17 protein-coding genes, 1 tRNA gene and 1 other RNA gene are annotated in these 21,394 nt (G+C 44.9%); 11 read left to right on the top strand and 8 right to left on the bottom strand.

Annotated elements, in window-relative coordinates:
* Positions 1 to 75: 75 nt before the first annotated feature.
* Together RT084_RS10155 and RT084_RS10160 are read right to left on the bottom strand one after the other, a co-directional pair.
* On the bottom strand, positions 76 to 1,446 hold the full coding sequence (locus RT084_RS10155; protein ID WP_313099778.1) for an MATE family efflux transporter: 1,371 nt from the start codon (positions 1,444 to 1,446) through the stop codon (positions 76 to 78).
* 209 nt (positions 1,447 to 1,655) lie between these two features.
* Positions 1,656 to 2,741, bottom strand: coding sequence for a hypothetical protein (locus RT084_RS10160; protein ID WP_313099781.1), 1,086 nt, complete (start codon positions 2,739 to 2,741; stop codon positions 1,656 to 1,658).
* Between the two features lie 198 nt (positions 2,742 to 2,939).
* Between RT084_RS10160 and hemW the strand changes: the two genes are divergently transcribed.
* The 8 genes from hemW to RT084_RS10200 all read left to right on the top strand — a co-directional run bounded on the left by hemW (position 2,940) and on the right by RT084_RS10200 (position 10,759).
* The gene (gene hemW, locus RT084_RS10165) at positions 2,940 to 4,088 is read left to right on the top strand and encodes a radical SAM family heme chaperone HemW (protein ID WP_312385753.1); all 1,149 of its coding nucleotides are present in this window, start codon (positions 2,940 to 2,942) and stop codon (positions 4,086 to 4,088) included.
* A 78-nt stretch (positions 4,089 to 4,166) separates the two neighbouring features.
* Complete coding sequence (locus tag RT084_RS10170) at positions 4,167 to 4,952, top strand: TatD family hydrolase (protein WP_313099785.1); 786 nt, start codon at positions 4,167 to 4,169, stop codon at positions 4,950 to 4,952.
* Between the two features lie 363 nt (positions 4,953 to 5,315).
* The gene (locus tag RT084_RS10175; protein ID WP_224054094.1) at positions 5,316 to 6,017 is read left to right on the top strand and encodes a TetR/AcrR family transcriptional regulator; all 702 of its coding nucleotides are present in this window, start codon (positions 5,316 to 5,318) and stop codon (positions 6,015 to 6,017) included.
* 97 nt (positions 6,018 to 6,114) lie between these two features.
* Positions 6,115 to 6,777 carry a prepilin-type N-terminal cleavage/methylation domain-containing protein gene (locus RT084_RS10180; RefSeq protein WP_312385749.1) on the top strand — a complete coding sequence of 221 codons (663 nt, stop codon included), beginning with the start codon at positions 6,115 to 6,117 and terminating at the stop codon, positions 6,775 to 6,777.
* Complete coding sequence (gspI, locus tag RT084_RS10185; RefSeq protein ID WP_312385747.1) at positions 6,774 to 7,196, top strand: type II secretion system minor pseudopilin GspI; 423 nt, start codon at positions 6,774 to 6,776, stop codon at positions 7,194 to 7,196. Before RT084_RS10180 ends, gspI begins: the two co-directional genes overlap by 4 nt.
* Positions 7,193 to 8,005: a type II secretion system minor pseudopilin GspJ gene (gene gspJ / locus RT084_RS10190; protein ID WP_312385746.1), complete on the top strand. Its 813-nt coding sequence runs from the start codon at positions 7,193 to 7,195 to the stop codon at positions 8,003 to 8,005. Before gspI ends, gspJ begins: the two co-directional genes overlap by 4 nt.
* Before the next feature lie 26 nt (positions 8,006 to 8,031).
* Positions 8,032 to 9,255, top strand: a complete 1,224-nt coding sequence (gspK, locus tag RT084_RS10195; protein WP_313099790.1) for a type II secretion system minor pseudopilin GspK — start codon at positions 8,032 to 8,034, stop codon at positions 9,253 to 9,255.
* A 205-nt stretch (positions 9,256 to 9,460) separates the two neighbouring features.
* Positions 9,461 to 10,759, top strand: a complete 1,299-nt coding sequence (locus RT084_RS10200; protein WP_060995436.1) for an NCS2 family permease — start codon at positions 9,461 to 9,463, stop codon at positions 10,757 to 10,759.
* 60 nt (positions 10,760 to 10,819) lie between these two features.
* Here RT084_RS10200 and ssrS read toward each other — a convergent pair.
* Positions 10,820 to 11,018: non-coding RNA, 6S RNA (gene ssrS / locus RT084_RS10205), on the bottom strand.
* A gap of 303 nt (positions 11,019 to 11,321) precedes the next feature.
* Here ssrS and gpmI point away from each other — a divergent pair.
* Together gpmI and RT084_RS10215 are read left to right on the top strand one after the other, a co-directional pair.
* Positions 11,322 to 12,944 (top strand): 2,3-bisphosphoglycerate-independent phosphoglycerate mutase, encoded by a 1,623-nt coding sequence (gene gpmI, locus RT084_RS10210; RefSeq protein ID WP_312385740.1) that lies wholly within the window; start codon positions 11,322 to 11,324, stop codon positions 12,942 to 12,944.
* A 23-nt stretch (positions 12,945 to 12,967) separates the two neighbouring features.
* Positions 12,968 to 14,485 carry a S41 family peptidase gene (locus tag RT084_RS10215; RefSeq protein ID WP_312385739.1) on the top strand — a complete coding sequence of 506 codons (1,518 nt, stop codon included), beginning with the start codon at positions 12,968 to 12,970 and terminating at the stop codon, positions 14,483 to 14,485.
* 60 nt (positions 14,486 to 14,545) lie between these two features.
* On the opposite strand, the gene cysE is transcribed toward RT084_RS10215, so the two are convergent.
* The 4 genes from cysE to dnaE all read right to left on the bottom strand — a co-directional run bounded on the left by cysE (position 14,546) and on the right by dnaE (position 20,530).
* Positions 14,546 to 15,472, bottom strand: a complete 927-nt coding sequence (cysE, locus tag RT084_RS10220; RefSeq protein WP_409418435.1) for a serine O-acetyltransferase — start codon at positions 15,470 to 15,472, stop codon at positions 14,546 to 14,548.
* Between the two features lie 119 nt (positions 15,473 to 15,591).
* On the bottom strand, positions 15,592 to 16,428 hold the full coding sequence (locus RT084_RS10225) for an RNA methyltransferase (protein WP_312385737.1): 837 nt from the start codon (positions 16,426 to 16,428) through the stop codon (positions 15,592 to 15,594).
* 24 nt (positions 16,429 to 16,452) lie between these two features.
* Positions 16,453 to 16,797, bottom strand: coding sequence for an Hpt domain-containing protein (locus RT084_RS10230; protein ID WP_312523423.1), 345 nt, complete (start codon positions 16,795 to 16,797; stop codon positions 16,453 to 16,455).
* A 172-nt stretch (positions 16,798 to 16,969) separates the two neighbouring features.
* Positions 16,970 to 20,530: a DNA polymerase III subunit alpha gene (gene dnaE, locus RT084_RS10235; RefSeq protein ID WP_312385734.1), complete on the bottom strand. Its 3,561-nt coding sequence runs from the start codon at positions 20,528 to 20,530 to the stop codon at positions 16,970 to 16,972.
* Positions 20,531 to 20,678: 148 nt separating this feature from the next.
* Between dnaE and RT084_RS10240 the strand changes: the two genes are divergently transcribed.
* Positions 20,679 to 20,754 (top strand) — tRNA-Arg (locus RT084_RS10240).
* Between the two features lie 78 nt (positions 20,755 to 20,832).
* Here RT084_RS10240 and RT084_RS10245 read toward each other — a convergent pair.
* Entirely contained in the window at positions 20,833 to 21,234 is a 402-nt protein-coding gene (locus tag RT084_RS10245; RefSeq protein ID WP_060995430.1) for a hypothetical protein, read from the bottom strand.
* Positions 21,235 to 21,394 lie beyond the last annotated feature (160 nt).

A 21,394-nucleotide genomic window follows, 5' to 3' on the forward strand; every position in this document is an offset into this window, starting at 1 on the left:
ATTGCCACTCATTTTTTCAAGTCGTTTTTATTGCCAAGCCATTTTATTTTTAGATTATTTTCTTTCTAGGTTATTCTATAGCCAAGCCATTTTTAAGCGTTTTTGCTGACGTAATAAACGCGTCCCTAACAGCAGTGACGCCAATCCCAGCGCTGCAACCAGCGCGATCCAAAATCCTTTAGCGCCCATATCGGTATGGCGCACCAAATAGGTACCCAGCGGAATCGCCACCACCCAATAGCAAAACAAGGTGATGAACATCGGCACTGTGGTATCTTGCATACCGCGCAAAATTCCCGCAAAATTGACCTGCCAGGCATCAAACAACTGATACACGGTGGCAAACCATAACAACAGCGCGGCTTGCTGAATCACTTGGGGATTTTCACTAAAGAAAGTTGGCAGGGTTTGCCGAAAAATGGCAGTTAACAACATGCTAATCACCGCAAATGACGTGGCTACGGCAATGCCGATGAGCTTGATACGTTTAAGCTCTCGGTAATCTTTGGCGCCATAGCGGTTTGACACCATGATGGTGAGCGCCATCGCCACTGAAAACGGAAACATAAATAACTGCGATGAAATCGTCAACGCTACCTGATGGCTTGCCACCGCGATTTCACCCAGCGGGCTGATGATAATGGAAGCTAGACTAAACGCGCTCACTTCAAAAAAAATCGACATGCCAATGGGAATACCAATCGATAATTGCTGACGCAACTGAGCAAAATCCATGCCGGCAAAATTGGCAAAAAAGCGCTGGTTGGCAAAATCTGACTGGGGGCTCAAAGTCAAATAGCTTACCAACATCAATAAATTTATCCATAACGCAATCCCAGAGGCAAAACCACAGCCTGCGCCGCCCATAGCAGGAATCAGCACAGTTTCACCGAGGGTGACGCCATGAATAAACGCATAGCTGAGCGGCACATTTAAAATCAAACCAATCAGGCTAATCACCATAACCACGGTGGGATGTTTTAAGCTTTCAGTGTAGCAGCGCAGCGAGGTATATAGACAGACTGCAGGAAACCCAAAAGAGATACCAAACAAGAATTTTTGCGCGATGTGCTGAATATCCTTTGGTACCTTCATCCAATCAAACAAATAATGCAGCTGATTGACCGCCACAAAACCTATAATACCGATGATAAGCGCCAGCCACAGCGATTGTTGGGTGATAAACAGCACTTTTTGTAGTTGCTGCTGACCAATCGCTTCTCCAATCAATGGCGTGGTGGCAAGCAAAATACCAACCGCCAGCAAAAACGTGGGCATCCAAATACCCGCGCCGATTGCCACGCCTGATAAATCTAGCGCAGAGACTTGCCCAGCAAGTAAGGTATCGACTAAGGCGAGCCCTGACTGGCAAATCTGGGTGATTAAAATAGGTAAGGTCAAGACAAATAATTGTTTTAAGTCTTGACGAGCAATAGCTGACAGCATGTAATGACCAAATATTCGTTGAAAATTCAATAAAGGCGGCAGTTTAACAGATTTTGTGGCATGATTTTTTATTGTTTAATTTATTGTTTAACAGGTCAGCAAATTAACAGGTCAAAAAAGTTAGCGTTTGATTGTGATAGCGTCAACATAAAAAAGCTTTTATCAAATTGTGGCAATATTTGATAAAGGCTTTTTTACAATAATAGCTTTTAAAGCGCTTTAATCATGGCTTGATAGCCTGTCAGTTTATTGGTGGCATCAAAGGTCTGTACCACAAACGCATAATTGGCTTTGGTGGCATCCACAAAGGGGGTGAAAGTAGTGCCGTAGGTTAATTGGTTAGTACGTACAAAACCCATACCGCGGTCAGTGGCTTTATCCAGGTTTATTTGGGTGACAAGGGTGCGAGCGGTGTTGGCAGGCGCAGTCCAATTGAGGTTTAGGGTACTACCTGTCCCCGTGAGGTTAACGCCTAAATTGCCGATAGTAGCGGTGAGTGGCAATACTTTAAAATCGCCATCGCCGCCTAAGGTATAGTTGACATCACAGCCGTCTTTATTGTCAGATAATTGTTTGCCAAAATCGACACCGACCTGATAACTATATTGACCATCCCAATAATCGCGCTTGCTATCATAATCGCCATTAAATGGCATGCCCGCCACAGAGGTTTTTAATTCGTCAAACTGTAAAAATTTAAGGACCGTATTATCAAATTTTGCTGCTGGGTCGAGTGTGCCAGACAGTACACCACCGATCGCTTCGTCAGTTTTAATAGAAATTTTTTCTGTGGTTAAGGTGTTTGGGTCTTGGCAAGTTTTTTGTTGATAGCTCATTTGACCATATACCGAGGCGGCATAATCATTGCCAATATCAAAATACACCACACCTAGGTCGCTATCATTGGGCTCGTTGTCGTTGTCTTCTACAAAATAGCCAACATACAACCCCCCTTTACCGCCTTCTGGGGTGATTTTATCCAAAAAATTATCTAAGCTGTCTTCGGGCAAAAAGATACTTTGTAAAATCTCTGCCATGCTTTTTTCTTTATTGGTTAATTTATCCTCGACTTTTTTGTAGGCATCGCGGACATCCGTTGCAATGTTTTTATAACTCTCATTGGCGTCGTTTAAGGCATTGTCGACAGTCTCACTACCTGAGCCGCCACACGCAGATAGGGCGATGGTGAATGCAGTTAGCATGCCTATTTTATAAGACGCTTTTTTATCAGGCACCTTTTTACATGGCGCTTTTTTACAAGACGCTTTTTTATAAGGCACTTGGCTATATGACATGATGACAATCCTTCCTTGATAATAGATGAAATAGCAATAAAAAATAGCGATAAATTATTAAATAAAATCAAAATAAAAGTTTGGGGCTATGCTACCATTGTTATTTTTTAAAGTATAGCCAAATAGTAGCGATTATCATCAAAAAATTGTTGGCTATAGCGTGTCAAATTATCAATCGAATGAATTAGTTACTGATTAATGCCAAATCCAAACCTTATCCCTTTGTCGCTTTATATCCATATTCCTTGGTGTGTTAAAAAATGTCCGTATTGTGATTTTAACTCACATGAAAGCCGTACACCGATTGATTTTGTAGGCTATGTCGATGCCTTATTAGACGATTTAAAAACCCAACTAAGCTTTGTACAAGGGCGCAAGATTTCCACCATTTTTATTGGGGGAGGCACGCCATCGCTGCTGCCGATTGCGCAATATCGGCAGCTTTTTGCGGGTATCAATGCTCAGTTAACACTGACTGACGATTGTGAAATCACCATGGAAGCCAATCCTGCCACCGTGGAGCATGCGCCATTTCATGAGTATTTAGCGGTGGGTATCAATCGATTGTCGCTTGGCGTACAAAGTTTTCAAACCCAAAAACTTGCTGCCTTGGGGCGGATTCATAACCCGCAGCAAGCGCTTTTAGCCATTGCCAATGCCCAGCAAGCAGGGTTTAAAAAGTTAAATGTCGACTTAATGCATGGCTTGCCCAACCAGACATTGGCAGACGCCCTGAGCGATTTGCAGCAAGCGATTGATTTGGGCGTTTCGCATATTTCGTGGTATCAGCTCACCATTGAGCCCAATACCGTGTTTTATCGCAATACGCCGATTTTGCCTGATGACGAGATATTGGTGGATATTTTTGAGCAAGGGGCTCAGCTTTTGCAAGCCAATGGGTTTGTGCAATACGAAGTGTCGGCATGGTCAAGACAGGCAGATTTTCAGCCCAGTCAGCATAATCTCAACTATTGGCAGTTTGGTGATTATCTAGCAATTGGGGCAGGCGCGCATGGTAAAGTCACGCGGCCTGATGGCATTTACCGGTTTAGCAAATCCCGTTTACCAAAAGATTATAGGATTAATCAGTCAGCGATAGGTTGGCAAGCCATTGAGCCTGCTGATTTACCGTTTGAATTTATGATGAATGGGCTGCGGCTAAAAAATGGCGTGCCCAAACAGTTTTGGACACAGAGAACAGGCTTGGCATGGTCAGTCATTGAGCCACAATTGATAAAACTACACAATCGGGGGTTGGTTGAGTTAAGCGGTGACCATATCCACTGCACAGCGCAAGGGTTTTTATTTTTAAACCAAGTGCTGCAAGAATTTTTACCCGACGATTAACGCTTTGACGGTGCATTTGATTGAATTTATGCGCCGCAGCCTTATTTAAGCGTCAATCAATTAAAAAAAGAGAGTGATATGTTTACCGATACCCATGCGCATCTAAACCGTTTGGATTTAGAAAAATATCAAGGTGATATCCGTCAAGCCTTACAAGCCGCCAAGGATGCCAATGTGCAGCGGATTATGGCGATTATGTGTGAGCTGGATGAATACGATGCTATTTATGAGATTATTAATACAAAAATTGACGGGCTGACGCTTGGGATGAGTGTGGGCGTGCATCCCTGCGAAGACATTGCCATGCTAAAAAGTGCAACGGTTGAGACACTCGTTGAAATGGCAAATCAGCCGCATGTTTGGGCGATTGGCGAGACGGGGCTAGATTATTATTGGTCAACAGAAAATAGCATAGAACAAAAAGCCAGCTTTGCCCGCCATATCCATGCCAGTCAGCACCTAAAAAAACCCATTGTCGTTCATACCCGTGAGGCCAAACACGATACATTGGATTTATTAAAAGCAGAAAAAGCCGAGCATGGCATTATTCATTGCTTTACAGAAGATTATGAGACCGCCAAAAAAGCCTTGGACTTGGGTTTTTATATTTCTTTATCAGGGATTGTGACCTTTAAAAACGCCACTGAATTACAAGCCGTGGCGAAAAAACTGCCTAAAGATCGCATTTTGATTGAAACAGATAGCCCTTATCTTGCGCCAGTGCCCAAACGCGGCAAATCTAACGAGCCTGCTTTTGTGCCCTATGTGGCGGATTTTCTCGCCAAGCATTATGACATGCCAGTGGATGAGTTCGCCCATTTAACCCATCAAAATTTTGATGCATTATTACATCAATACGCTTAAAAATAGTTAACGAAATCTTTATACTTTGTTAAGTAGGTAATAAAATTTATGTGATAAAACATTTGGCAATGACTCATCAGTCATGTATCATACATAACAACCTTGCTCCTATGTTACTAAGCAAAGTTACTAAGCGAGGTTGCTAAGCTAGGTTACTAAGCGAGGTTATTAAGCTGGGTTACTATGCGAGGTTATTAAGCTGGGTTACTATGCAAAGTTACTATGCGAGGTTATTAAGCGAAGTTACTAAGCAAAGTTACTAAGCAAGCATTTTTTTATCATTTAACAGTTGTGCGTAGATGGGTTGATGTAACGGGTCTCGTCAACAATAGGGGCTACTAGAACAGACTGATGGAGTAATCAATGAGTCGTCAACAACAATTCAAAAATCGTGAAGAAGTCATATTGGCAGTTGCCGAGCAGTTGCTATTAGAGTCTGGGGAAGGTGATATCACCTTAGATAGTTTAGCGGAGCAGCTAGACTTAGCCAAAGGTACGCTTTACAAGCATTTTACCAGCAAAGATGAATTGTTTTTACGCATCATTATCCGTCATGAGCAACAACTACTTGCGCTGAGCGAAGTCGGGGATTGTCCTGCCGCAGGCGTGGCACGTCTTACCCTGTTTCAACTCATCAATCCGCAAAAAGCCATATTACTCAACCAAATCGAAGAACGCTTAGCCAATTCTGCCGTAGGGCTTAATAAGCTTTTTTCGCAGTTGTATGAAATTCGCCGTGAACGCATGAAGCGATTAATCAATACCACGGCTGAATACCTGCAATCGCTACACAGCACCATGAGTACCCGAGACTATCTGTCAACCATTTGGGCGATGGGTCAAGGCGGTGCAGGACTGCTGAATTCTAGTTTTTATCAACGCTATCTCGGTCGCCGCGATACGCTACGTTTTGCGCTAGTTCAGCATATTTTAGACATTCCCAAGCAATACCCTGCTGCGGTACAATCAGTCGATGCGCCTACTGGGGCGAACCTACCTAGCAATTCTACTGATACGGCAACTTCACAGACTGAGTCAAGCCTAACGCCACGCAATGTCAAATAATAAATGTCAAATACTAGATGTCAAAGAATACTAGTTAACTATCATCACCCCCGGTTAAGCTTTATAAACTATCCCTATTTTGTCTGAGTGCATGACGATGCGATTGCTGTTTGGTCGGTCTTGTAAAACTTTCACTCCCGCACCCAGTGCGATGGGTGGGCAACAAGGTTTTACCTTAATCGAAATCATGGTGGTCATCGTCATTTTATCTATTTTTGCTGCGATGATGAGCTTATCGGTAGGGGGTAGTGAAAATCGTAGAAACGCAGCTTTTTATGAGCGTCTGACCAGTAATCTTGATTATGTACGTCTGTTATCAACAGAACGCATGCAGCCCTATGGGTTGGCAATCAAACTGCCGCAAAATGACACGCCGAATCAGCTAGTGGTGGTTAAATTAGAAAACGCTTTTACTAATTCTCAAAGTGCTGTTGGCAATGCCAATGCCGCAACAACCTCGCAACCTGCGCCACCCCAATGGGTGATAGAAAAACAAATTCCACCGCTAGATGTGCCAGACAACCTTGCCGTCAAAATCCGCCCACTCGATAACCCATTTAACACCACCGCCGCCCAAAATACCCAACCCACCGCCAACTGGTTAAGCGGCAGCGAAGCACCGCCTGTGGTATGGTTTGGGACAGGTGAGGCGACACCCGTGCAAATCAGCATCCAAAAAACCAATGCCGACAAACAAACCTTTGCGGTTGGCAATCCCATCATCGTCAACCAAGCTGGGGCAATAGAGGTGGCAAAATGACTATTGCCACCTTAAATAGACTGGCTATCAGACAGCATCAGCAAGGATTTACCTTGCTTGAAGTTATGGTGGCATTAGCGATTTTGGCGGTGGTTGCGATATCAGCCAGCCAAGCCAGTCGCAGTTATGTGCAGTCTGTCGATAACATGAAAACGCGCACCTTTGGCTATTATGTGGCACAAAACACGCTGGCAGAATTACGACTACAAAAAACTTGGCTCACCGCGTCCGATACGCGGCAAATCACCTCGCAAGGCCGTCAATGGCAAGTGGTTATCTCACCGAAAACCACACAAACCAGCCAAGGCTTTGTCCAACCCATTCATATTCGCGTGGCACCTATTGTCGATGGCAGCGCAAAAAAAGACGTGGTGGATATTGATGCGGTGCTGGTAAAGGATATGGGGACAACGCCGTGAGCCGTTTTTTTATTGATTGCTCTGCTGCAACAGCAGCGCATAAAACATCCCAGCAAGGCTTTACCTTAATCGAGCTGATGATTGCGTTGGTGATTTTTGCCATGCTGGCATTGGCGGGATGGCAGATTATGGATAGTCTGACTAAAAGTCGTGAGCGCGGCTACCAACATCAAAAATCATTATCACAGCTTGATTATGCTTATTTACAGTTGTCGCAAGATTTGGCGCAAACCAGCAATTATGTGGCGGTGCCAATCCTATCAGCGACTGACAATAATACGGCATCGGTCAATAGTGCCGCTATGACGCCAACTTTTGTATTAAATGCGTCACAAATAAGTTTTATCCGTTTTGCCGCGCCCGATCCGCGTTATCAGCCGTCACCTATGCTAGCAAAAATACAGTATTCGGTGGCGGGGGAAACACTGACAAAACGGCGTTTTTACCAGTTAGACGACAACAACGAAACCCCTGCAACCAGTGTATTATTGACAGGTATCAAGGATGCCAGTTGGCGAGCATTGACGCCTGATGCGGTGAGTGTGTTTCCAGATGAAGCCACGCTGCAAAAAGTTCAGCAAATACAAGCGCAAAAAAACACCAATCAAACGGCCAATGCTTCAACCAACCCGATTCCTAACACGCCTGATAACACAACAGATCAAAATGGCAATTTGCAAAACAGTATAGACTTGACGCCTTATCAGCAGTTACCACGCGGCATCGAGCTTAATTTTAGTTACCAAGGCGAGCCGATTACTTGGCGATTTGCATTACCCAGTACTCCGCCAAACGCGCCCAACCCATAATTCAATCAAATTTTAGCAAATACACCATGCCAACAAACCGCTCTCCGTCTAAAATTTTTGCAAATGTTGCCATAGCAAGCCACCCATATCGGCATGGGCAACAAGGGATGGCGCTATTGACTATTTTGTTGTTGGTGGTGGCGATTACCATCGTGGCAGGCAGTATGCTTGCCAATCAAAAAGTGATGATTCGAGAATTTGAGCTGACCAAAGGTCAAGGGCAGCTTAAAGAATATGCTTTGGCAGGGGAAGCTATGGCGACCAATTTGATTGCGCAAGACAGCCAAGTCAACCAAGTCGATAGTTTAACAGAGGCTTGGGCAAAACCGCTGGCAGAGCAAACCATGAATCAAGCCAAAGTCAGTATTAAAATCGACGATGACGCCAGCCGTTTTAATATTAACAACCTGTATCATGATGGCAAAGTGGATGATACGGCACTGGCTTTTTTTCAAGCGCTGTTACAAGCCAATGGCTTATCGCCCAATATTGCGATGGCGGTGCTCGATTGGCAAGACCCAGACAGTGACACTCTTGCCGACGGTGGCGCAGAAGCAGCGTATTATCAAAGTACGGGCAAAAAAATGGCGATGGGTATCGCTAACCAGCCTTTTATCTCAATCAATGAATTGCAATATGTGCGCGGTATGGATAGCGAAGCATTGCAAAAATTAGCCCCGTATCTGACCGCAGTGCCATATTATCTGCCCATGAATATCAACACAGTGAAGCCCGAACTATTAAGCATACTGGTGAATTCACCTACCGAAGCCAATGGCAACCAGCCGCAAGGCTCAAACCATTCGGACAGCGATGGCTCCCCACAATCTGGGCAAGACACTAGCGCAGCTTCAAATGTGGCGGCTACCCACCAAATCGACGATATGGCAATCATCAATTGGGCGAATGCCCGAGAAAATAATCTACCGGTGCAAAACTTGAGTCAACTGTGGGCAGTGCCAAGTTTTGCCCAGATTGACGAGCGTAACAAAGCACGCATCGCCAAGCTGTTAGCCACCCAAAGTCAAAGTTTTCGCGTCGTTGTCAGCGTCAAAAGTGACGACAAGCAGCTTTTTTTGCATAGCCAAATCGCTAAGATTTTACCTGAAACTCACAATGACCCAGCAGCTGCTTCTAGTGTGTCAGCGACACCCATGCCAGCACCAGTCAATACGCAAAATGGCACGCAAAATAATACGCCGCCGCAACTCATCACTTACAACCGCCAATTTTTACCCTTTGCCCAATAACGCAGCAGCGCAATAAATTGGCTTTAAAACTCTCAGTTATTTTGTCTTTATTTTAATCAGTTATTTGTTGCTGACGTATTCTAGGGTAAAATAGGGGGTTTGCTTGGGCGCTGTTGAATGACAATGGGGCAGAAAACGGGCACAAAAGCGTTGTCTACACAACGGATACAGACGCAACTTAGGTGATTAAATTGGGTGAATATAGATGAATGTAATCGAGCGCTATTTTGGCATAGATGGCCGCAATACAACGATAAAAACTGAAATTCTGGCAGGTCTGACAACCTTTTTGACCATGGCTTATATTATCTTTGTCAATCCCGACATGCTGGCAAAAGCCGGGATGGATAAAGGGGCGGTATTTGTGGCGACGTGTCTAGCCTCAGCGCTGGGCTGTTTTTTGATGGGATTGATTGCGCGTTTGCCCGTGGCATTGGCACCTGGCATGGGTCTAAATGCGTTTTTTACCTTTACCGTCGTCTTGGGGATGGGTAAAAGCTGGCAAGTGGCATTGGGCGCGGTGTTTATTTCAGGCTTGCTCTTTGTGCTGATTAGTGCCTTTAAACTGCGCGAATGGATTATCAACGCCATTCCCTATACCCTTAAACAAGGTATCGTGGCAGGGATTGGGGCGTTTTTAGCGTTTATTGCGCTTAAAAGCTCAGGCATCATTGTAGCGAGTCCTGCCACATTTGTGACCATGGGCAAACTCACTGATTTTGGTCCTGCGATGGCGATTTTAAGCTTTTTTCTGATTGTCGTATTTGTGCAGCGTAAAGTCCCTGCGGCAGTGATGTTGTCAATTTTGATTGTGACGGTGATTAGCTTGTTGGCAGGGGAAACCCATTACTCAGGGATTGTGTCAATGCCGCCGTCGATTGCACCGACCTTTATGCAATTAGACATTGCAGGTGCGCTTGATGTGAGTATGGTTAGCGTGATTTTTGCCTTTTTATTTGTGGTGTTATTTGATACATCAGGCACATTAATTGGCGTGACTAAAAAAGCTGGGTTAATGTCTACCGATGGTCAAATCCCGAATCTAGGTAAAGCTTTGTTTGCTGACTCAACGGCGGCTGTGGCAGGGTCATTGCTAGGGACTTCATCGGTAACGAGTTATGTAGAGAGCACAGCCGGCGTGGCAGCAGGTGGACGCACCGGTTTGACCGCTATTGTGGTGGGTGTGTTATTTTTATTGGCGTTATTTTTTGCGCCATTGGCTGGGATGATTCCTGCGTATGCGACGGCAGGGGCGATTTTTTATGTCGCGGTATTGATGTTATTTACGCTGCGTGAGATTGATTGGGATGACTTGACCGAAGCATCACCTGTCGCGGTAGTGCTGCTATTGACGCCGCTTACTTTCTCAATCGCGGATGGGATTGCGTTAGGTTTTATCACCTATACCATTGCCAAATTGGTGAGTGGACGTTATAAAGAAGTTAGCCCTGCGGTTTGGGTGTTAACGGTGATTTTATTGGCAAAATTGATTTTTTTAAGTTAATCAATGGCTGAGCAAAAAAAACCATCTAGCCGAATTGGGTTAGATGGTTTTTTTATTAAATTTTGGTCCAGAGTACCGCTGTCTATGTGAACCCATGAACTGTAACGTTCAGGGTGGGTATGGCAACCACTCTTAAGGCTTCCTGAATCATCGCAGCGTAGCTGGATGCAGGCTTGCACAACAAGTGAAAAGAACGCATACCCTTATATAAATTATCAGCTCAGGTAAAACCATAAACTGGCGAATACCCCAGATGCACTCATTGTAACAGATTACCTAGGATGATGCAAAAGCTCGCTCGTTAATTCAATGATTGATTAAATTAATCAAACTTGACTGTCAAAATACCATTCAAATCGTCAACACACATCACAAGGTTTTTTGTTCTCATCATATTGCTTAGCAGTTGACAGTTAACAGGCTTAGCAGTTAACAGGCTTTGCAGTTAACAGAATGACGCAAAATCAGGGTTAAAGAGATGGAGCGAGCTATGCTATAATTTTCAAAATTTTTTTAATACTAGTTTTGTATTTTCCTTATTTTAGCTTTTCTAGAGGCAACAATGAATCAAGCATCTAACTCGGTTACCCATCAATCGACGGTTAAAAAAATCCCCCATGTGTTGATGATTTTAGATGGTTTTGGGCATCGCGAAGATCAGCGTGATAATGCGATTGCCGCAGCGCATACCCCAAACCTTGATTATTTGTATCAGCATTATCCCCATGGCTTGATTTCAGGATCAGGTGAAGACGTGGGTTTACCCGCAGGGCAGTTTGGTAACTCTGAAGTCGGGCATATGAATTTGGGGGCAGGTCGTATTTTGTACCAAGACTCTACCCGTATTCACAAAGAAATCCGCGAACAGCAATTTTTTAGCAACCCTGCATTAACCGAAGCGGTGCAGCTTGCCAATAACCGACAAGCCAATGTGCATATCATGGGATTGTTATCCGATGGGGGAGTTCATTCGCATCAAGATCATATTGTCGCGATGGTGGAGCTGGCATTGCAGCAGGGTGCAAAGCAGGTCTTTATCCATACATTTTTGGACGGTCGTGATACGCCGCCTAAAAGTGCGGACAATTATGTTGCACAATTAGAACAAGCGCTTGCCACACTTAATGAAAAATATGAGGGCACGGCTTATTTGGTCAGTCTTATTGGTCGCTACTTTGCGATGGATCGGGATAAACGTTGGGATCGGGTACAGCAAGCGTATGATTTGCTGACCCAAGCCAAAGCAGAACGGGTGGTGCAATCAGGTACTGAAGCGATTAGCGCAGCGTATGGCGCAGGTGAAAGTGACGAGTTCGTCAAACCGACTTGGGTGCGTTATGCTAACCAAAACGCTGATTTTGGTACTATCCAAGACAATGACAGTGTGATTTTTATGAATTTTCGTGCCGACCGTGCCCGTGAAATCACCCAAGCATTGGTATCATCTGATTTCGATGGCTTTACGCGTGAAAAATTGCCAACGCTGTCAAAATTTGTGATGCTGACCAAATACTCCGATGAGTTACAAAACAATGGCGTGACCAGTATCGCCTTTGAACCGACATCGCTAACCAACACCTTAGGCGAGTATTTGCAATCGCAAGGCAAAACCCAACTGCGCATTGCTGAAACCGAAAAATACGCCCACGTGACTTTCTTTTTTAGTGGTGGGCGCGAAGCAGAATTTGAAGGGGAGCAGCGTATTTTGGTCAACTCGCCTTCGGTTGCTACTTATGATTTACAACCTGAAATGAGTGCGCCAGAAGTCACTGAAAAATTGACCCATGCCATCAATTCCGGTTCGTATGATGTACTGATTGTGAATTATGCCAATGGCGATATGGTAGGGCATACAGGTGTGTTCGATGCCGCTGTCAAAGCCGTCGAAACGTTGGATAACTGTGTGAAAACCATTGCCGATTGTGTGATGGCCAATCATGGGCATTTGCTGATTACCGCTGATCATGGTAATGTTGAGCAAATGCAGGATTATGATAGCGGACAGGTACACACCCAGCACACCACAGAGCTAGTGCCATTTATTTATGTCAATGAGCAAGCGCCTGATACCGTGCACATTCGCACGGGTGGTAAGCTATCGGATGTGGCGCCAACCCTATTGGACTTAATGCACCTTGCCAAACCTGCCGAAATGACAGGTGAAAGCTTAATTGTAGCAAACTAACAGTTAATGGGTACAACTATCGTATGGTAACGCAGCGTCTGAAATCACTATCCAACCCTACTTTCAAAAGACACATTATAGCGCTGGCATTGTGGGGGATAGGGTCATTGGGTTATGCTGCTAACCGACCGACTGTCAGTGCGCCTGTCAAACCACCGGTCAAATCTGCTACCTCAGTTGCGGCAAAAACCAATAAAACGGCATTAAAACCTGCAATCACTCAGGCGATTGCGAGTACTAATCCTACTGCCGTGCCCGTTAGTGCGGTGAATGCACCTAATGCTGTACCAGATGGCGCTGATTATGATAATTCGACGGATGACGGCGCTGACGATGGCGGGGAAGTGGATATTACGTCAACCACGCCTATGGTGACTAATCCAGCTACTCAGCCAAACCTAGACACTCAGCCCATCGCGCCAGCTTCTGGGCAAATCCAGCAAGTGGCGTTGGAGGCGGTATCACCCGTCACAGTCGAAAAATTTGTCAAAATGATTGATATCATCCGTCAAAACTATGTGACGAATGTCGATGATGAATCCCTGTTTGCCAATGCGATGGCAGGCACTTTAGCTGGTCTCGATCCTTATTCTGAATATCTGGATGCAAACGCGTTTGAAAACTTAAGGTTATTTACCGAAGGCGATATTGGTAGTATTGGTGTGAGTGTGAGTTTTCATGCCGATGTAGATAGCTGGGTGTTTGATGATGTGCTGCCCAACTCGCCTGCTGCAAAAGCGGGTATTCAGCGCGGCAATTATTTGCATCAAATCAATGATAATAAGCTGGACAGCACGCGAACCCCACAAGATGTCGATCAGCTGCTGACAGGCATCGCAGGGACAACGGCTCGCTTGTTAGTCTCGGATAAAGGTCGTCGTAAACATCTGGTGGTGGTGCAAAGAACCTTGGTACAACAACAAGCCATGAGTGCCAACATCATTAATGGTGTTGCGGTGGTGCAAATCCCTGTGTTTCAAAACAATACTCAGCAGCAATTTTTAATGGCGCTCACCAAATTAAATCAGCCGTTTAACGTGCTGGTACTCGATTTGCGCAATAACCCAGGTGGCGTGTTGTCAGCTGCCAATGATATCGCAAGCTTATTTATGAACGATAAAGTGGTGGTGCAGATTAAAAATCGCCAGGGCATACAAGAGGTGATGCGCACCCACGGCAAAGCCCAGTTTGCCGATTTACCGTTGGTGGTGTTGCAAAATCGTTATTCTGCTTCGGCGGCTGAAGTATTAGCCAGTACGCTACAAAACAACCAACGAGCTAAGGTGTATGGCGAAACCAGTTATGGTAAAGGCTCTATCCAAAGCATTGTACCCATCAATGATAACGAAGCGGTAAAGCTAACGGTCGCGCATTATTACTCAAGTAAAGGCGACAAAATTGATGGCGTAGGCGTCAAACCGGATGTGACTTTGACGGGTGCAGAAACGAGTTGGCAAGATCAGGTATTAGCGGATTTGCAAACCACCAAACGAAGCAACCAATTTTTACTTAAACCTACGCCAACGCCTCAGTCTTTTTAAGCTCATCACCTAAGCCGTCACCCAATAATCTGTCATATTTATCATCGGGTGGAATTTATTTTACAATTCATCTTCCATAAAAAATTGCGGATCGACGGCATCCAAATCACGCACATCAAGTTTGGTATAGTGTTTTTTGCAGAAATTTGGATCCAATTTGCACATCGCACTTTGCAATTCATCAAGGCGCGCTTCAGACTGGCGAATGTGCTCGAGCATTTTGATAAAAGTCATTGCCACAGGGTCTTGGGTGTTGGGGTCAATCCCATATTGATGAAAAACGCCCGCTTGCTCTAACTTAATTTTATTGCAATCATCCTCATTGGTAGCAAAGGTATTGATAGAGGTTTGTTCAACCGATTTTATCTGCTCAGCATCGGTTGTTTTTTCGATGACGGTTTTTTCGATATAATCGTCAGCTGGGGTTACCCCATTATTTGCCAAGCTATCAAGCCCCATTTGCTCGGCTTTGGCTTTATCATGAATCAAACGCGCGGCACCGCCTACCATGGTCGCACCGGCAGGCACTTCTTTGACAACCACAGCATTGGAGCCGATTTTGGCATATTTACCCACGGTAAATCCGCCTAATACTTTTGCGCCTGCACCGACAACCACGCCATCTTCCAGCGTGGGGTGGCGTTTGCCTTCATTTAATGATACCCCACCGAGCGTGACGCCGTGATACAAGGTGACGTCATCACCGATTTCAGCAGTTTCACCAATGACCACGCCCATGCCATGGTCAATAAAAAATCGACGCCCAATTTTTGCTGCAGGGTGAATCTCAATCCCGGTCAAAAATCGATTGCCAAAGGATACAAACCGTGCCAAGCCTTTGTTATTGTGTTGCCACATACTGTGAGCGACGCGGTGAATCAAAAGCGCATGGACGCCAGGATAAGTCAACAGCACTTCAAGGGTGTTACGTGCCGCAGGGTCACGGTCAAACACCGCTTGGATGTCCTCTTGTAATTCTGCTTTGATGGTCTGGGTTTTTTTGGATAAATTTTGGATGACGGACAACATACTGACTACCGATTTTAAAAATTTTAAGTGATTATGATATCACGAACTCATCAATTGCTTGAAAATTTTAAACAAGCTTAGGATTTAAGTAATTTTGCGATGGTGGCTTGCAGTAACTGATATTCTTTGATATCAAGCTGTAATCTACTAAGAAGTCGATTAATACGCTGAGGCATCACTTTAGATTGGGCAGGATTGTATATATCTAAATTCTCCAGCAATGCCAACAGCCTATTTTCTAGCTGTAAACGCTGCTCATTTGAGATAGGCGGCTCATCCCACTGCTGGCGAAAAGTCAAATCAATGGATTTTTCAGCCGCTGTTTTTGCCGTCAATGCCAATTCGGCGGTTTCGTAAAAAACGCTGGCAATCACTTGAACCGCAGCCGCCACATTTAACACCCCATACTCAGCATTGGCAGGAATTTGAATATGGTAGTCGGCCAGTTGCAGCTCTTCATTTGTTAAACCCCGATCTTCACGGCCAAACACAATGGCAAGTTGCCAATTGCGATGCGGAGAGTCTGTCATTAAATCGTCAAGGTTTTGAAAATTAGTGACCATCAATTCAGCCGCTTGTCGGGGCGATAACACGGGTCTTGGAATATGGCGTTGGCGACTACTGGTAGCAATTACCCAGTGGCAATCTTGCAGGGCTTGCTCAAGGGTGTCACAAATGGTCACAGCGTCTAAAATTGCTTTGGCACCTGCGGCATGGGCATAGGCATCTTCGTCAATCGGTAGTTTGGGCGCCACTACCGTGAGCTGCGTTAGTCCCATGGTGTGCATGGCACGGGCGGCAGAGCCAATATTGGCAGGCAAGGTGGTATTCACCATCACAATGCGAATACCGGCTAAAAATGCCGCAAGGGTTGAGAAGGGTTGCGGAGAAGCGTTAGTGTCAGTCGTTACCATGGGTTGTCAAATTTTAGTCAGTCGTTACGCAATAAGCGATTGTATTTGGTCATTCACTGCATGGCATTCCGCTTTGATTTCTTCAATCAATTGTTCATGTTGGTGGATATGACCCGTGCGGCAGATTTCTTGCAATTTATAACAAAGTTCGGTCAGCTCGGTAGCGCCAAGGTTAGAGCTAGCGCCTTTTAAGCCGTGCGCTGCATTATACCCCAAACGGTTGTCTAAGGTGGCATAAGCTGTCTCCATTTCCGATAAACGTTGTAAGCTATCTTGCATATAAGTATGCATCAAATCGACAAAATCTTCGTCAAGTAACGCTCTTAATTCTTCAAACTGGGGCAAGTTGATATGGGAGGGCTGAGTCATGAGAGTTTCCTGTTGATGGGGCATTGAATAAAACATCATTGATTAAATTTGATTGGCTTATTTTAGCCCATATCTCATTGAATTTTATCAAAACTTTGATGAAAGTCAGTTTAAGGGATACAAACGTTTATCGCATGATGGGTTTATCGGCTAAATTCACCAAAATCAGACGCTAACTAAAATGTAAATGCAAATCTTCTTCATTGACCAAGCTTTTGAGTTTGCCAAAATTCTCTTCTGTCGGCACAATTTGCCAATGCGTTGGCATATTAAGATGGGCGATCGCATAGTCGTTATACACACATAGGTTAATCGGTACCCCTAATTGACCCGATGCATTGGCGGGCTGACTGTCCGCAAATTGGGCATTGTCGGCTGGGTGATTAAACTGATGCGATAAATAGTGAATTGTTGAGTGATTGGCGGTCGCTAACAATTGCTGTATCTGTTCAAACAACGCCATATCATGACCTGCAATTTTGATGCTGATTTTTTTGAGCCAGCGTTTGCGCGCATCGGTTAAGGTCATTACCTCTTGTAGGCTGGCATAAAACGTGCCATCGCGTTCACGAATAGAGCCGTCGATAATTACCACGGTTTCCACTTTAAGCTTATCTTTCACGCGTGCAAAGCGCTCGGCATAACAACTCACTTCGATACGACCTGTACCGTCATCTAAGGTAATCACTGAGCGATTACCAAAGTTTGCGACATCAAGTATCAAGCCTGCAAAAAATACGGTTTCGCCATAGCTGGTTTCGCTCAAATCACCCAATGTCTTTGGCGTATAGCGTTTTAACTCATCGCGATAACTATCAATCGGGTGACCGGTCAGATAAAGTCCTAGCGTGTCTTTTTCGCCTTTTAAGCGTTCAGCATCTGTCCAGACAGGCTCACGGGGCAATGGGGGCGGCGCAGTGACTTCTTGTATATCGCTAAATAAATCAATCATCCCTAGGCTGTCATTGCTACGCTGTTGCTCGGCTGCTTGTACCGCTTTTGGCAATTCGGCAAGTAACGCGCCACGGATGTGATAAGCTTCATCCGCAGGCAAATCAGGTCGTAATTTTGGCGCAAAACTATCAAAACAGCCTGCTTTAACCAATGCTTCAAGGGTGCGTTTATTGACTTTTCGCGTGTCAACACGGCGGCAAAAATCATACAAATCGGTAAACTCACCGCCCGCGTTTCGCGCTTCCACGATAGACTCTACGGCACCTTCACCGACACCTTTGATACCGCCTAACCCATATACAATGGTCGTCGGGTTAATCGGCACAAACGCCCAATTGGAGTGGTTAACACTGGGATTTTCTACTTTTAAACCAAAATTTTCGCGGCAATCATTGATAAAAAACACCACGCCATCGGTATTATTCATATCCGAGGTGATGACTGCCGCCATAAATTCGGCAGGGTAGTAGTGTTTTAAATAGGCAGTTTGATAGGCTAACACGCCGTATGCCGCTGAGTGTGATTTGTTAAACCCGTAGCCGGCAAATTTTTCCATCAAATCAAACACGCCGCCTGCAAGTTTATCATCGATGCCCTGACCAATAGCCCCTTCCACAAAAATACTGCGCTGTTTTGCCATTTCTTCGGGTTTTTTCTTACCCATCGCACGGCGTAGCATATCGGCACCGCCTAGACTATAGCCTGCCATCGCTTGCGAGATTTGCATTACCTGTTCTTGATAGACAATCACTCCATAGGTATTTTCCAGTATCGGCTCAAGTCGGTCATGGTCATAGATGACCTCTTCGCGGCCGTGTTTACGGTCAATGTACATATCGACCATCCCGGCATCTAGTGGACCTGGACGGTACAGCGCACACATGGCGATAACGTCTTCAATATTGGTCGGTTTAAGCTTGGCCAAATATTTTTTCATGCCGGTACTTTCAAGCTGGAACACAGCGGTGGTATGGGCATCTTGTAGCAGGGAGTAGGTGGGCTTATCATCTAAGGGTAAAGTCTCAAGATCAAGCGGCGGCTGTTGCTCTTTAGCGCGGCGTGCATTGATATTTTTAACCGCCGCATTAATCACCGTTAAATTGCGCAGACCCAAAAAGTCAAATTTTACCAAGCCAACTGCTTCTACATCGTCTTTATCAAACTGACTGACGGGATGACCCTCTTCATCACAATAGATGGCGCTATAATCGGTGATTTTGGTCGGCGCAATAAGTACGCCCCCTGCATGTTTACCAACACCCCGGGTAATCCCTTCCAGCCGTACCGCCATTTCCCAAATCTCATTGGCATCTTCATAATCCATGTTGTCAGGATTGTTAAGCAAATCTTTGAGTTGCGGTTCGGCTTCAACCGCTTCAGCCAGCGAAATACCAGGGGTTTTAGGGATGAGTTTGGAGATTTTATCAGCCAGACCATACGATTTACCTTGAACGCGCGCGACATCACGCACCACCGCTTTTGCCGCCATCGTACCAAAGGTGATGATTTGGGATACCGCTTCTCGTCCGTATTTTTGCGCCACATAATCAATGACGCGGTCGCGACCTTCGATACAAAAATCGACGTCAAAGTCTGGCATGGATACCCGCTCAGGGTTCAAAAACCGTTCAAACAGTAGGTCGTATTCTAGCGGATCTAAGTCGGTGATATTGAGCGAATACGCCACTAAAGACCCCGCGCCTGAGCCACGACCAGGACCTACAGGCACATCATTGGCTTTTGACCAGCGGATAAAGTCCATGACGATTAAGAAATAACCGGGGAAACCCATATTCAAAATCGTCGTGAGTTCAAACTCCAAACGCGCCTCATACGGCTTGCGTTTTTCGGTCCAGCTGTCGTCGCGCTTTTCGATGGGGTAGAGTTTTTCAAGGCGTTTTTCTAGACCTTCTTGGGCAGTGCGCCGAAAGAAAGTTTCAATGGTGTCGCCTTCAGGAATGGGGAATTCGGGTAAATCGTGATGACCCATAGGAATAATGACGTTACAGCGTTTTGCCAAATCCAAGGTGTTGTCAATCACCTCTGGCATGTCGCTAAACAGGGCAATCATCTCATCTTGGGTTTTTAAATACTGCTCAGAGGAATAATCACGTGGGCGATTGGGGTCGGCAAGCACTTGCGAATTGGCGATACACACCCGTGCTTCATGCGCTTCAAAATCATCTTCTGTTAAAAAACGCACGTCATTATGGGCGATGATAGGCACATCAAAGGCATTTGACATGCGAATGGCTTGCTCGATAAAACGGTCTTCGTTGGCACGCTGGGTGCGTTTAATGGCAAAATAGACACGATCGGCAAATGTGGTTTGCCAGTGTTGTAGTAGGCTATCGGCTTTTTCTGGGTGACCTGATAACATGGCTTGACCGACGTCTGATTTTTCGGTGAACAGCACAATCACCCCTTCACTGCGCTCAAAAATCCAGTCATGCTGAATAATCGGTTTGCCCATTACTTGACCATCGACAAAGCCTTTTGACACGATGTTGGTCAAATTCTTGTAGCCGACTTGGTTGCTGGCAAGTAGCGTTACCGTCGTACTATCATTTTCAAGCCAGACTTCAGAGCCGATAATCGGCTTGATACCGGCATCCAAGCAAGCTTTATAAAATTTGACCGTGGCATACAGGTTTGATAAATCGCTAATGGCAAGCGCCAGTTGGTTATCGGCTTTGGCAGCTTTGACCAGCGCTTTGATGCGTACAATCGAGTCAGTGATAGAAAATTCGGTGTGAATACCAAAGTGTACAAATGCCATGGATTGCCTTTATCGCGGTTTATCTTTAGCCCACTATTATACTATGAATTGCAAAACTGCGAACCTACAAAATCAGCAACAAAGTGCCTAAAAAGTATCAGTGGACGCTAAGCATTTACCATTTAATATGATAAAATAGTAGCCCTTTACGCCTATAGCTTAACTGGATAGAGCAGTTGCCTCCTAAGCGACCGACGTGGGTTCAAGTCCCGCTGGGCGTACCAGTTTTTTTGACATAAAAAACCCATAAAAATAAAAAAACCCAATAAAAAATTATTGGGTGTGGTTGAAAAAAGTAAAACTTAGCTTAAACGTTTGGCATTAGCGGCCACGCGGCTATAGATAGGGTGCATCCCTTTTTCTAATACATGCAGCGCTTCTTGGTTAACAGCATAAAAGAAGTTTTGCAATGAAATCGGTTGACCCAAGCTTAATTTCATACAATTTGAAAACATTAATTGCCCAATATTTTGCTGCGCAACGAGCGCTTGCCAAGCCATTTGCGTCCAAGATTCAAAAAATGCGATGGGTTTTTCAGTCACCATACGCTCCATTTCTTTCATTTCTTTGGCATTGTTGAGGGGGTTTTGTTTCGCTATCATATAGATACGGCGCTGCATGACTTGTGGTACGCGAACTGAAAAATCTTCAGATTGCTGACACATTTTTTCAACTTTTTGGTTAATATGTTCGTAGGTAGCCATAAGGACTCCATTGATAACAACAGTAAAATACAGGATTGACAGTAAAGTGTAGTGCTATTATACACTGATTTAAATTAAGTTAATAATAGCAAACTCATTGGGTATACAATAGTTACTTAACATTACGCAAATAATTAGATTTCATTTAATCAAATCATTG

This window comes from Moraxella sp. CTOTU48717 (assembly GCF_032057165.1).
GTDB lineage: Bacteria > Pseudomonadota > Gammaproteobacteria > Pseudomonadales > Moraxellaceae > Faucicola > Faucicola tetraodonis.

Coding starts and splice junctions, on each gene's coding strand:
- RT084_RS10155 (WP_313099778.1), bottom strand. CDS start 1,446: ATGCTGTCAGCTATTGCTCGTCAAGACTTAAAACAATTATTTGTCTTG.
- RT084_RS10160 (WP_313099781.1), bottom strand. CDS start 2,741: ATGTCATATAGCCAAGTGCCTTATAAAAAAGCGTCTTGTAAAAAAGCG.
- hemW (WP_312385753.1), top strand. CDS start 2,940: ATGCCAAATCCAAACCTTATCCCTTTGTCGCTTTATATCCATATTCCT.
- RT084_RS10170 (WP_313099785.1), top strand. CDS start 4,167: ATGTTTACCGATACCCATGCGCATCTAAACCGTTTGGATTTAGAAAAA.
- RT084_RS10175 (WP_224054094.1), top strand. CDS start 5,316: ATGAGTCGTCAACAACAATTCAAAAATCGTGAAGAAGTCATATTGGCA.
- RT084_RS10180 (WP_312385749.1), top strand. CDS start 6,115: ATGCGATTGCTGTTTGGTCGGTCTTGTAAAACTTTCACTCCCGCACCC.
- gspI (WP_312385747.1), top strand. CDS start 6,774: ATGACTATTGCCACCTTAAATAGACTGGCTATCAGACAGCATCAGCAA.
- gspK (WP_313099790.1), top strand. CDS start 8,032: ATGCCAACAAACCGCTCTCCGTCTAAAATTTTTGCAAATGTTGCCATA.
- RT084_RS10200 (WP_060995436.1), top strand. CDS start 9,461: ATGAATGTAATCGAGCGCTATTTTGGCATAGATGGCCGCAATACAACG.
- gpmI (WP_312385740.1), top strand. CDS start 11,322: ATGAATCAAGCATCTAACTCGGTTACCCATCAATCGACGGTTAAAAAA.
- RT084_RS10215 (WP_312385739.1), top strand. CDS start 12,968: ATGGTAACGCAGCGTCTGAAATCACTATCCAACCCTACTTTCAAAAGA.
- RT084_RS10225 (WP_312385737.1), bottom strand. CDS start 16,428: ATGGTAACGACTGACACTAACGCTTCTCCGCAACCCTTCTCAACCCTT.
- RT084_RS10230 (WP_312523423.1), bottom strand. CDS start 16,797: ATGACTCAGCCCTCCCATATCAACTTGCCCCAGTTTGAAGAATTAAGA.
- dnaE (WP_312385734.1), bottom strand. CDS start 20,530: ATGGCATTTGTACACTTTGGTATTCACACCGAATTTTCTATCACTGAC.
- RT084_RS10245 (WP_060995430.1), bottom strand. CDS start 21,234: ATGGCTACCTACGAACATATTAACCAAAAAGTTGAAAAAATGTGTCAG.